The organism is Bacillus cereus group sp. N21 (assembly GCF_016483395.1).
Lineage (GTDB): Bacteria > Bacillota > Bacilli > Bacillales > Bacillaceae_G > Bacillus_A > Bacillus_A pseudomycoides.
Window position 1 is genome coordinate 1 of sequence record NZ_JAEHBX010000061.1, and the last position, 12,420, is coordinate 12,420.

Sequence of the window (12,420 nt, forward strand, 5' to 3'; positions counted from 1 at the left end):
TTAGTTTGTCTAGCATCTAAAATAAAAATTGACGTTTCACGTTGTTTGTTTCGTTCAGTTTTCAAAGAACTTGTTTGCCGCTCATTTGCGACTCCCTTATGTTAACACTTTCATGTTTCAATGTCAACTAAGTTTTTTATTTCGTTTGTCGCGTTTTTCGTTGTTGCTATCGGCGACTCGTATAATACTACACTTCATTTATATAAACGTCAATATGTTTTTCTAAAAAAATATAAAGAAGGCTTATTCCTTATAAACAAGCCTTCCTCTTCCATAACTCTCTCTTTATTTACTTTTCTTCTATAATTGGTAGTGAAACGATAAACTGAATAATTCCATCCTCATATTCTGCTCGAATTTCTCCCCCTTGTAATTCAACAATACTTTTAGCGATTGCTAATCCGAGTCCCGATCCTTCCGTTACTCTACTTCTAGATTGATCTTTCTTATAGAAGCGTTCAAACAAGTTCCCTAACTCTTCCTTTGTAAACTCTTCACTATGGTTCGCAACCATAATTTGTATATTCCGGCGTTGTCTTTGAAGGGAAACCTTAATCTCTCCATCATCTTTACTATATTTAATAGCATTCATTAATAGATTCTCAAATACACGGACCATCTTCTCTGAATCAATCGCAGCGTACACACGTTCTTTAGGAAACTGCTTCACGAGTATAAGTCCTTCTTCTTCAGCCTGTGGTACTAGCTCTTCTATTAATTGCTCCAGAAGTTCGGTTATACACACTTCTTGCTTTTCTAATACCATCTTTTCATTTGTTAACTTTGTATACTCAAATAAATCTTCTATTAAATTCTTTAACTGCTCAGATTTCGAGAAAGCAATTCTCACATATTCATTGTGCTGTTCTTTACTTTCATATTTTGAATCCTGTAATAAACGCAAATAACCCATAATAGATGTAAGTGGCGTTCGCAAGTCATGAGATACATTTGTAATCAATTCATTCTTTTGCTTCTCTATTCTTCTTTCTTTTTCTATGTTGGAAAATAATTCTTTTGCCATCTGATTCATATTCACAGCTAGCAAACTTAATTCATCTTGCCCCTTCTGCGGAATTCTATATTGCAGGTTACCTTTTGCGATTTCTTTTACACCTTCCGCCATCGCCTCAACTTGCCTCATCTTTCTTTTAGTTATATAAAAGAAAGAAAATAAAAAAATAACAAAGCCAATCAAAAATGGAAACGGCCCATCATTCTGTACTACTCTAATATTTCCTTGCGGTATACCGCTTGCGATCATATACATATTTTTCTCTTGAATTGTTAAAGGATAAAAAGTCGTAAATTCTTTACGCTCTCTTTCGATTTCATTATCTATTACATTTTTTTGATATTCATATTGAGAGCGATTTATTTTGAAACTCATTATATTACGAATAGTACTATGAAGATTAACTTGTTCTTCCTGAGCATCTTTTGTCTTATATATAACTTTTCCATTCTCATCTACAATTAACACTTTTAATTCACCTTGATACTCCGGACGTTCAAAAACTTCTTGGACGTTAACATCAGCACCTTCTCTTGTAATAACCTCGGCAAGTCTTTCAGCAGTTGCATCAATTCCTCGCATACCAGATGAATAATCAATTACAGAGTATGTATTTATTCCTTGAAAAAACGGAGATGATGTCCACACTCCTATTACACCCAACAAAATACAGAAAGCAAACGTAGTTATCAGTTGTACACGTAAACTCTTTTGTACTCCCCTTATTACTTTATATATTATTTTTTTAAAAGTTCGATTCATCCAACCAATTGGCCTAAATATGTTTTTAATTATCTTTCTCAATCTTATATCCCACTCCCCATACTGTTTTTATATATATTGGCTTTCTCGGATTCTCTTCAGTCTTCTCACGTATTTTTCGAATATGCACCATGACGGTATTATCAGATTGGAAAGATCGTTCATTCCAAACCTTTTCATAAATTTGTTCTGCACTAAAGACCATCTCTGGATTACGAGCTAGTAACTCCAAAATCGAAAATTCCCTCGGAGTTAGTTTCACTTCTTCATTTTCTACAACAACTTTGTGGGTTGAGACGTTTATTTTCATATTCCCGATTTCAATTTCATTTTCATTTTGGACAACAAATCCATTCATTTTCATATATCGACGAAGCTGCGATTTTATTCTCGCTATCAGTTCTAACGGATTGAAAGGTTTCGTTACATAATCGTCCGCTCCTGTTGTTAGCCCTAAAATTTTATCCATATCTTGCGTTTTCGCAGACAACATAATAATTGGCATCTCTTTCGCTTCTCTTATTTTCATACACATATGGATACCATCAATTTTCGGCATCATAATATCCAATACAACTAAATGCACTTCATTTTTCTCTAATATATATAAACCCTCTGCTCCATCCTCTGCCTGTAGCACCTTATATCCTTCATTCTTTAAATAAATCGTAATTAAATCTCGAATTTCTTTTTCATCATCTACAACAAGTATTGTTTCGTGTCCCACAATATCCCCCCCATAGCTTTTTCATTCCCTAACTTCTATTATAAGAAAACTTCTGAAGAAAAACGGAACGAAATCCTTAAGATTTTCTGAAGACGCAAAAAAGGTCTAGACTCCCCTTAGTCTAGACCTTTCAAAAACCCCTTTATTTACGAACGTAGATGAAATATAGTACGAATAAAACTCCCATTACATACATAATTGGATGAATTTCTTTACGACGACCACTTACAACCATTGTAATTGGATAGAAGATGAATCCAATTGCTATTCCTGTTGCAATACTATACGTAAGTGGCATAGAAATAATCGTAAAGAATGCTGGTACTGCAATCTCGAATTTCTTCCAATCAATTTCTCCTAGAGACGAAACCATCAAAATCCCTACAATAATTAAAGCCGGTGCCGTTACAGACGCTGTCACAACACTTAATAATGGTGAAAAGAAAAGTGCTAACAAGAAAAATCCGGCTGTTACAACTGCTGTAAATCCTGAACGCCCTCCTGCTGCTACCCCTGCAGACGATTCAATGTAAGACGTTGTCGTAGATGTCCCAAGAATCGCACCAATTACAGTTGCAATTGCATCTGCAAATAATGCTTTTCCCGCACGTGGTAATTTATTGTTCTTCATTAACCCAGCTTGATTCGCAACTGCTACAAGTGTACCCGCTGTATCAAAGAAATCAATGAAGAAGAACGTTATAATAACAATTCCCATTTGAACAGTGAAGATATCTCCGAAGTGCTGGAACGCCACACCGAACGTAGGTTCTAAACTAGGAATTGCACCAACGACAGCTTTTGGTGTATCAATTAATCCTGTTGCTACTCCAAGGATTGCTGTAAGAATCATTCCGTAGAAAACAGCACCGTTTATTTTTTTGATCATTAGAATGATTGTAATCACTACACCGAAAATCGCAAGTAATGTTGTGCCCTTTGTTAAATCCCCCAATCCAACAAGAACCGCATCATTCTTCACAATAATTCCTGCATTTTGAAAACCAAGAAAGGCGATAAACAAACCAATTCCTGCTGCTACTGCAAACTTCAACTCTAATGGAATGGCATTAATAATTTTTTCGCGAATACCAGAAGCAGTAAGAATAATAAAGATAATACCTGACATTAAAGTTCCGGCAATCGCTGTTTGCCACGGAATCCCCATCGTTAACACCGCTGTATAAGCAAAGAATGCATTGATTCCCATTCCTGGCGCTAAGGCAATTGGATATTTTGCGAAAATCCCCATAATCAGTGACCCAATTGCAGCCGCTAATGCAGTGGCAACAAAGACCGCTCCCGGATCCATTCCTGTTCCTGCTGGTAACCCTTTAATGTTTCCCAGTGACAGTGTAGCAGGATTGACAAATAGTACATAAGCCATAGATAAAAATGTCGTTAACCCTGCAATGAACTCTGTTTTATAATTTGTACCGAGCTCATCGAACTGAAAATAACGTTTCATTCTACGTTTCCCCCGTTATATGATTACTCGTCGTAACCCTCCCTAGCCCTCTTTTATCTATAAAAATAAAAAAGGCTTCCATTGCATATACATGGAAGCGTTCTGTAAATAAAGGCAGATTTCCCCTTACCTTTATAAAAACGCCTCGTAGTCAAGCCATTTACGGTAGCTAGGTAGAAACTTTCGGGCCATATCCCCGATATTATACGACGGCTGTAATATTCATTTTTTCGTATCAATTACATACTCATATTAACTCACATATAGGTGTATGTCAATTTAAAAACGAACATTTTTATACGATTTTTATTTTTCGTTCGTATAAACAACAAAAAAAGACCCATCTATGCATAAAATCATAGATGGGTCTTCTTTTAAACGAATAAACCTATTCTATTCCCACTCAATTGTTGCTGGTGGCTTACTCGTTACATCATACACGATACGGTTAACGTGTTTTACTTCGTTTACGATACGTACAGAGATTTTCTCTAATACATCCCAAGGGATACGTGCCCAATCTGCTGTCATACCATCGATTGATGTTACTGCACGGATACCTACTGTGTAATCGTAAGTACGCTCGTCACCCATAACACCTACGCTACGCATGCCAGGAAGTGCAGTGAAGTATTGCCAAATTTCACGATCTAAGCCAGCTTTTTGGATTTCCTCACGTAAAATCGCATCGGATTCACGAACGATTTCTAATTTTTCTTCTGTGATTTCGCCTAATACACGGATACCAAGTCCTGGACCCGGGAACGGTTGACGCCATACGATTTCATCAGGAATTCCTAGTTCTGATCCTAATACACGTACTTCATCCTTAAATAGAGTGTTTAAAGGCTCAATTAATTTGAACTGCATATCTTCTGGAAGTCCACCAACGTTATGGTGAGATTTAATTGTTTGTGCAGTTGCTGTACCACTTTCAACAATATCTGTGTACAGTGTACCTTGTGCTAAGAAGTCCATTCCTTCTAATCTAGAAGCTTCATCATCAAATACGTAAATAAATTCATTACCAATGATTTTGCGTTTTTGTTCTGGATCTTCTACACCTTTTAACTTGTTCATGAAGCGTTCTTTTGCATCCACTTTAATAACGTTCATGTGGAAGCCTTCGCTAAATGTTTTCATAACACCTTCCGCTTCACCTTTACGAAGTAAACCATGGTCAACGAAAATACATGTTAATTGATCACCGATTGCTTTATGGATTAATACTGCTACAACAGAAGAGTCTACACCGCCACTAAGTGCGCATAGTACTTTTTTATCGCCAACAGTTTCACGGATTTTTTCTAATTCTACTTCAATAAAGTTCTCCATGTTCCAACCTTCAGAACAGCCACATACGCCGAATACGAAGTTTTTGATTAAATCATTACCGTGCTCAGAATGACGTACTTCTGGATGGAATTGTACACCGTATAAGTTTTTTGCTTCATTGCTCATACCAGCAATTGGACAAGACTCACTTGTTGCATCTACTACGAATCCTTCTGGTAAACCAGTTACTAAGTCACCATGACTCATCCATACAACTTGCTCTTCTGGAAGGTTCGCATATAATTTTGATCCGTTCTCTACTTTAAGAACTGCTTTTCCGTACTCACGATGGTTTGCACGTTCTACTTTTCCACCAAAGTGTTTTGTCATAAGCTGCATACCGTAACAAATACCAAAAATCGGTAATCCTAATTCAAAGATTTTTTCATCACAGTGGAATGCATTTTCACCATATACACTATTCGGTCCACCAGAGAAAATAATCCCTTTTGGATTCATTGCTTTAATTTCTTCTGCAGTAATTGTATGTGGATGAAGTTCACTGTATACACCGAACTCACGAATTCGACGTGCAATTAACTGATTGTACTGACTCCCAAAATCTAAAACGATAATTGTATCGTGCTGTTTCTTCAAAATAATCACCCCAACGTTAGTTCTGTATATAAATATTTTCACCAATTTGGCAAAAAGCATTACCAATATAATAAAAAAAGCCAGTCCTCCGCCCTCAGTCTCATAACAAAGAAAAGGCAGAGGTCTGGCTTTATAAAGATAGTATCCCGCTCTTTATAAATATAAGACACACTGCCTTCATAGTCAGGTTGTTTACGGTAACCCGGTAGAGACTCTCAAACCATATCATTGAGGATATATGAAGGATTGTTTTATATTATCTTCCTAGATTCTAACAATGAAGTATCAATACGGTCAAGAGAGAAAGCGACAAAATTCTACAGAAATTATTTTCTTTATCCCAAGAAACCTTTATTCCTATATTTTTTGTCCCATAACAAAAAACATTCACCCCTATATAGAGATGAATGTTTCTTTGGCGAATGAAATTACATCATTCCGCCCATCAAGCTTTATATATAATAGAAGAAAATAGACACAAAAAAGACTATTGTATCAATATTCCCAAGCAATTTCATTACTTAAAAATATACAATTCCAAACCCTTTCGGACACTTTTCGGACATCAAAATTCCCATAAAGAATTCGACCATTTTTAATTTTGTTTCTTCACTTGGAGGATTGTCTAACAAAGTCCTTTCTTTAGACTCTTTACATTCCATAAGAATCACCCTTTAAATTGGAATATGGATAAGTTCTCTTTGAGATACGCTGATACCTCTAATAAATTCATTACAATGTAATATTTACAGTTCCTCCTTTGAATTGGTATGATTTACCTGTTAAGGAGGGGAATTCATGAGTTTAAATATGTATTTGGGAGAAGTACAAAACCAAACTCAAAGTATGAACGCTGTATGTACCGCTACCATTCAAGGTATGGAACAAGCCATTCAGTCGATTGACGCTTTTGCAGTTGATACTGTTCTACAAGGACAAACATATAGTAGTGCAAAAGCATTCTTTACAGAAACTTTTCGTCCTTTAGCACAAGGAATCATTTACTTATGTGAGGAATTGATTCGTCAGAATGATGCTTTTCCAAGTCAATTTGAAACAAAGGTAGCCTCAACGGATGTAATCGAACAAGAAATATTAGAACAAATTAAAGAAATTGACCGAATGAAAACAAGTATGGAAGCCGTCAGTCAAGCTATGCCAATCCCAGGTATGGACGCTATGGCGAATCTTTTTACTGCCATGAGGCACAAACTGCAAGAAAAGTTAGATCATCTACATGAATTTAATCAAACATCTAGCAATAACTATAGTACAGCAATTCAATTAGCCTCTAGCATTGCGACGGGTCTAGCGGAAGTCCAAAGCGGAAAAGGTTTTAGTCCCGCAAGTGGCACGTTTAGTACACAAGGGTTGAATATGGAGTGGGTAGCCTCTATTCAAAAAATTGCCGAGGAAAAAGTTCGCGAAGCTGAAATAAAAAAAGAAATTGAAGAAATAATTGCTTTACGAGAACAAGAGGCCAATAGACCATGGTACGAAAAAACAGCTATCGGTACTTGGGAATTTATGAAAGCATTTTTTCAAGGCGCTGGCAGTGCGGCTTTCGAAAGCGTTATTGGACTAGAATCACCTGATAATGATGAATTAGAAAGCAAGTTAACTTATCAAGCGGGAAGGTTCACAGGAAATGTTATAGCAGGAGCGGCTTCCATTATAGAAATTCTAGAAGGCCTTACCGTCATAGGCGGCTCTAATTTTTTAACTCTAGTCGCAACAGTAGGAACTGGTGGATTAGCATCACCAATTGCTATTACGTTTGATGCAGCTGCTACAACGGCTGGAGTTAGTCTTGTTGGACATGGTGTATTTGTTGGGCGTAATGCAATTCAAAATGGTAAGGATACTCTTCAAAAGTTCCAGTCTTCTTCTAATGGGACTAGTGGTAGAATAAAGGAGAAAGCCGATGCTAACAACCTTCAAAAATCCCAGTCTTCTAGCGAGGTTGGTAATAGTGTTAAGAATACAGAAAAAATACGGATTGTTGATGGAAAAAAACAGTATAATGTAAACGGAATATGGCTAACCGATAAACAGTTTTCAGCTCTTCGTCAGAAAGCCGTTCGCCACGCATGGAGACAAGAGAAAGAATTGGTTAAAAAAACTGGAAAAGGAACAAGAGATTGGACCCCTGCAGAAAAACTAGAGTTATTACAAACAGGAAAAGTTAAAGGCTACGAGGGACAGCATATGAAATCTGCTAATGAATATCCTGATTTTGCTGGTGAACCAGATAACATTCAATTTTTAAAGGGAAGGAATATGGATGTAAATGAACATCTTGACGCCCATCGTGGGAATTATCACAATCCTACAAATGGCTACTATACTCCTAAGAATGATAGTATGACTGACTTTGGAGACGTTGCGCCTTGGAAACATGAATAGAGGGAGATGGTTTTATGCTAAGAAAATATTATTCGAAAAACAATCATTTACAACCATTTTTTGAGGAAGTTAATAAATATGTAGATGGTATTCACAACCTAAATAATGGAATCAGCTTAGAAGATATAATAAGCCTTCAAAATGAACTTAACATTCAAATTCCTGATATATATAAAGGTTTTCTCCAAGTGTGTAATGGTGGAGAATTATTTATACCTGGAACAGTCCTGTCAGAAATTCATACAGCTGCTCGGGGCCCAAAACAGCGTGGTGGCTCCTATCTAAATGATTCGTTTAAAAAAGAACGAAGACCGACAAAGATGCCAGACACGTATTTAATCATCGCAGATTTAAACTATGGTGACTCGATATGTATAGACTTAGAATCAAGCAATGGATACGATGCAACGGTAATACAATGGGATAGGGAGACTCACAGCGTTTCTAGATCATGGAATGGTTTGGTGGAATGGTTAATGGATACCTTAGACGAAGGATCATTACTAGTAGATTATGATGGTAATGAAAAAGATTTAGACTTTTAACATGAATAGTAAAAGTAAAGCCACAAGAATTTAATGCTCTTGTGGCTTTTTATATAGCTAACTGCAAAACTTTACTAAAAGTAACTATATTTCAATTAATCATTATATCATTTTAATAGCGTTAAAAAAATCCGACTCACAAGAGCCGGATTTCTTCGTTTATCGAAACCACTTTATACTGTTTTATTCGAGCTAATGTTAGTATTTCTTTTCAGTGCTAAAACAACGTTAGACCTATCATTTCTAAAGTTAGCCAGTGTACCTTCTTCTAAACCAGTCAATGCTTCAAACATATCTTCACGTAGACTTAATTGATACTCACTTGAAAGTTCTTCTAAAATGCTATTCCCATCAAAAACATCATTTTCAAGCAATGCAAGAATTGACTTTTTAATTAAAACTGGACTTGTAGGCTTAGATTGTCCATCTAATGGTTCTTTTTTTCTCCAACCATTTTTACTCATTTGTCTTTGCAAATACGAATATTGATTGAAAGTGATTACTCCTAAATTGTATGCTCTTCTAATCATTACTCCCACAGAAACATGCCATTTCTTTTTCATAAAGACATAATGGTCTAGATCAATCGGAAACATACTAACATCTCTAATAAAAGGTTCTTTAGGTAGTAGAAATGCACTAGCAAAATCATTGGCCTGCTGTTCCATTTCTCTTTCTTCATCTTTGGATAACGTAGATAAATCCAGATAAGGCTCATGAATTAATATGTGCGCAAGCTCATGGGCTGCATCAAATTGCCTTCTATATCTACTCCCTTTATCATTACCTAATACTACAAAATAAACATCTGAACCATTTATTTTCCTTGTCTGTGTATATGCATCAATTTCAGAAACATTTATTCTTGAGGTAGAAACAATTATTCCATTTATCTCTAAGAGCTCTACCATATTTTTAATTGGTTTATCTCCTAATCCCCAAAACTCTCTAGCTTGTACAGCCATTTCTTCTATGCTCACGTTATCTACATCTAAAGTAGGTAAATTTTCTTTAGGCAAATCAATATACTCATTAATAAGCTGATAAATAATTGAAAGAAAGTCTAACCTTAATTTCTGAGCCTCAAGATCTTTCTTCAAAGTTTTAGCAAGTGCTCTAAAATAAGCATTACCTACTTTATCTGTAACCGTGTCATCTTCGAAATAAAACTTTCTTGGAAAACCTAATACGCCTTCCAATTGAAGCATGATTTCTCCACTAGGTGGACTGATATTTTTTTCATACTTAGAAATCATTTGTTTAGATATTGAAAGCTTTTCCGATAAATCCAATAAACTCATTGCATTAAAGCGCCTAGCTAATTTCAATCTTTCACCATTAAATTTAGATGTGATCATCTTGAAAAATCCCTTTCTTTCTATGAGAAGAGCGTGATTTTATTCAGATGTTTGCTTTTTCTTTTTCTTCAGCGAAACCGTCATATCATGCTGTTCTTGCTCTTGTTGTTTGTCGTCCTTATCACTATCATCATTAGAAGCAACAATAATAAAGTCACTCCAATCCTCTTCATAAAGCGTATCTAACTTTTCATTTAATATATTAGCCTTAACGGATTTTAATTCATAACCTCTCATATCAAGACTAATTACACAGAATTGTTCAATTTCACAAGGACATACCCGAAGCATTTCATCATATATTTGACGAGCTTCATCCTCATCATAATCAAAACCCCAAGTTAACTGGGTCTGGATCGCTCTTCTCTGATTAAAATCTAATTTCCCCTCAAAATCCACATTACATATCCCTGACAATGCAGAAATGTAATACATCGCTTTAGATCTTATCTTTCCCTGTTGCCTAGCCTCAAGATTTTTCTGAGACAAAAAGAAAAATAAAGTTTTAGTTGTTGTATCAACAAGTGCTGCAACTTTCCATCCATTCCTCTTAGTTTTGAATGAGGCAAACTCTTCTGTATCATTCCCAATTTGACGGGAATATATAAAACTCCATTTTGCCATCCCGTGACCATTATTAAACCCATAATCAGTTTCTAATCTATCACTAGCCTTAGTCAACGACGCTTGAACCCTTTGAATGATTTGTTTAATACTATCCCCATCAACATTCAGTTTAAAAGGCAAAGACGACACTCCCATTCCTTAATATTTTGTCCTCTTATTTTTACATTTTATTTAAAAAACGTCAACCCATAAACTTATATTTTAGAAAATAGTCAATAACGTTCTTTTTCTAATTAAAAGGGATATCAATTTCACATCAATATCCCTAAAAATCACATCATACTTACAAATATAGTTAAACTATTTAATTTCCAAACGATACACCGTTGGTTCTACCTCTGAATAGATTAGCTTACCATCAAGAAGGTTGTATAGTTTCAATCCTACTTCATTAACATTCGTATACATTTCCTTCATAACTTCAATTTCCAATCCATCTGAATTTTCCTGAATAACGAAGGATGCAAAGTCACCAAAGTAAAATAATGCTGCTGAATCTGCCGAGCCTTTTACTGCATCTGTGCAATCAAGTGGGAATCCTAGCAACATGTAACTTACTCCACCATCCACACGATCAATTGTTTTTAAAGCCGGCTCTCCATTTGGTAACTTTAAATCTTCAACATATTCAAGACCTGCTTTGTTTACAATCCATCTTGATTTGTTCATCACATTAGTAGACACTTTATTTTTTAATTCTTTAATGATTGCCACCGGTTCTGTTTTAGTTGGTGTAAATACTTTTGCTTTATTCAATAATGATCCAGAGTTAAAAGCATCTGGATTATCTCCATTAAACATATAATCAATTTCTTTTTTTAGATACTCTTTCTTCATTAATTCTACAATTAAATCCGCTAAACTAACTTCTCCACCGCTCATCTTCAATAGTTTTCTTTTAACCCTTGAAATAGAATCAAATTCCACAGGAGATAAAACATCTGCATTTAACCCGATGCTATTCACTTCAATCTCATTTTCGCTATCACGTTCTTCTGAATGAACTTCGACTTTGAGATTTGATTCCTCAGTCAAAACTGGGTACCCTAGATTTCCATCAACTGTAACTACTTTCCCATATTTTCTTAGTAAATTTTCCTCTTCAACGTAACTAATAATTTCATTAGCAATAGATTTTGGAATAAATGCTTTTCCACTATTTGAAATGGATAGCCCTAATGAACGAGCTTCTTTCTCACCTATATTACCTGTCACATAATTTGCAAAAGCTGAACGAATTTCTTTTTTATTTTTAATTGTTGTAGTCATGATATAATTCTCCTTGTATTTTGTTTTTTGATTGAGCATAGGATGTTGGTCCAGAACACCCTATGCTTTTTTGTACTTATTTAAATTTCACTAACATATTATCGATTTGTTTAAGTAGCTGCTCTCGTTTGTCTAACTGCCTCCATACTCCGTTTCGTCTTTCCCAAACCTGGCCTTTCCTTCTTTTTATTAGATTCTTTAATTCCGTCATATCTCTAGATTCGTGGAATTTAGATGCACTTTCATAATGTCTAATCATTTTTTACACCTCCTTTCAATAAATTTGATGATCTATTACTTTTGCTATAAAA

The 12,420-nt window shown here is 35.4% G+C and carries 10 protein-coding genes and 2 riboswitches; of the genes, 2 read left to right on the forward strand and 8 right to left on the reverse strand.

Features of this window, described 5'->3' with window-relative positions; translation table 11 throughout:
* Positions 1 to 289: 289 nt before the first annotated feature.
* The 4 genes from JDS96_RS24025 to guaA all read right to left on the reverse strand — a co-directional run bounded on the left by JDS96_RS24025 (position 290) and on the right by guaA (position 5,904).
* Positions 290 to 1,807, reverse strand: coding sequence for a sensor histidine kinase (locus JDS96_RS24025; protein ID WP_199668268.1), 1,518 nt, complete (start codon positions 1,805 to 1,807; stop codon positions 290 to 292).
* Entirely contained in the window at positions 1,803 to 2,504 is a 702-nt protein-coding gene (locus tag JDS96_RS24030; RefSeq protein WP_016117050.1) for a response regulator transcription factor, read from the reverse strand. The genes JDS96_RS24025 and JDS96_RS24030 overlap by 5 nt, the downstream gene beginning before the upstream one ends.
* Before the next feature lie 142 nt (positions 2,505 to 2,646).
* Complete coding sequence (locus JDS96_RS24035; protein WP_003194563.1) at positions 2,647 to 3,972, reverse strand: NCS2 family permease; 1,326 nt, start codon at positions 3,970 to 3,972, stop codon at positions 2,647 to 2,649.
* A 128-nt stretch (positions 3,973 to 4,100) separates the two neighbouring features.
* Positions 4,101 to 4,203: riboswitch (purine riboswitch) on the reverse strand.
* Positions 4,204 to 4,365: 162 nt separating this feature from the next.
* Complete coding sequence (gene guaA / locus JDS96_RS24040) at positions 4,366 to 5,904, reverse strand: glutamine-hydrolyzing GMP synthase (RefSeq protein WP_018783542.1); 1,539 nt, start codon at positions 5,902 to 5,904, stop codon at positions 4,366 to 4,368.
* A gap of 160 nt (positions 5,905 to 6,064) precedes the next feature.
* Positions 6,065 to 6,166: riboswitch (purine riboswitch) on the reverse strand.
* A gap of 536 nt (positions 6,167 to 6,702) precedes the next feature.
* Between guaA and JDS96_RS24045 the strand changes: the two genes are divergently transcribed.
* Entirely contained in the window at positions 6,703 to 8,310 is a 1,608-nt protein-coding gene (locus tag JDS96_RS24045; RefSeq protein ID WP_199668253.1) for a T7SS effector LXG polymorphic toxin, read from the forward strand.
* 14 nt (positions 8,311 to 8,324) lie between these two features.
* Positions 8,325 to 8,855, forward strand: a complete 531-nt coding sequence (locus JDS96_RS24050; RefSeq protein ID WP_199668254.1) for an SMI1/KNR4 family protein — start codon at positions 8,325 to 8,327, stop codon at positions 8,853 to 8,855.
* Between the two features lie 173 nt (positions 8,856 to 9,028).
* On the opposite strand, the gene JDS96_RS24055 is transcribed toward JDS96_RS24050, so the two are convergent.
* The 4 genes from JDS96_RS24055 to JDS96_RS24070 all read right to left on the reverse strand — a co-directional run bounded on the left by JDS96_RS24055 (position 9,029) and on the right by JDS96_RS24070 (position 12,368).
* The gene (locus JDS96_RS24055; RefSeq protein WP_199668255.1) at positions 9,029 to 10,213 is read right to left on the reverse strand and encodes an XRE family transcriptional regulator; all 1,185 of its coding nucleotides are present in this window, start codon (positions 10,211 to 10,213) and stop codon (positions 9,029 to 9,031) included.
* A gap of 39 nt (positions 10,214 to 10,252) precedes the next feature.
* A complete protein-coding gene (locus JDS96_RS24060) occupies positions 10,253 to 10,960 on the reverse strand; it encodes a DUF5986 family protein (protein WP_106382697.1) in 708 nt (235 codons plus the stop codon).
* Positions 10,961 to 11,140: 180 nt separating this feature from the next.
* Complete coding sequence (locus JDS96_RS24065) at positions 11,141 to 12,109, reverse strand: phage major capsid protein (RefSeq protein WP_199668256.1); 969 nt, start codon at positions 12,107 to 12,109, stop codon at positions 11,141 to 11,143.
* Between the two features lie 76 nt (positions 12,110 to 12,185).
* Positions 12,186 to 12,368 carry a hypothetical protein gene (locus JDS96_RS24070; RefSeq protein WP_018766651.1) on the reverse strand — a complete coding sequence of 61 codons (183 nt, stop codon included), beginning with the start codon at positions 12,366 to 12,368 and terminating at the stop codon, positions 12,186 to 12,188.
* Between the last annotated feature and the right edge of the window lie 52 nt (positions 12,369 to 12,420).

Excerpts from the sequence above, each read along its gene's own strand:
- JDS96_RS24035 (WP_003194563.1), bottom strand. The coding sequence starts at position 3,972 with ATGAAACGTTATTTTCAGTTCGATGAGCTCGGTACAAATTATAAAACA.
- JDS96_RS24045 (WP_199668253.1), top strand. The coding sequence starts at position 6,703 with ATGAGTTTAAATATGTATTTGGGAGAAGTACAAAACCAAACTCAAAGT.
- JDS96_RS24050 (WP_199668254.1), top strand. The coding sequence starts at position 8,325 with ATGCTAAGAAAATATTATTCGAAAAACAATCATTTACAACCATTTTTT.
- JDS96_RS24055 (WP_199668255.1), bottom strand. The coding sequence starts at position 10,213 with ATGATCACATCTAAATTTAATGGTGAAAGATTGAAATTAGCTAGGCGC.
- JDS96_RS24065 (WP_199668256.1), bottom strand. The coding sequence starts at position 12,109 with ATGACTACAACAATTAAAAATAAAAAAGAAATTCGTTCAGCTTTTGCA.
- JDS96_RS24070 (WP_018766651.1), bottom strand. The coding sequence starts at position 12,368 with ATGATTAGACATTATGAAAGTGCATCTAAATTCCACGAATCTAGAGAT.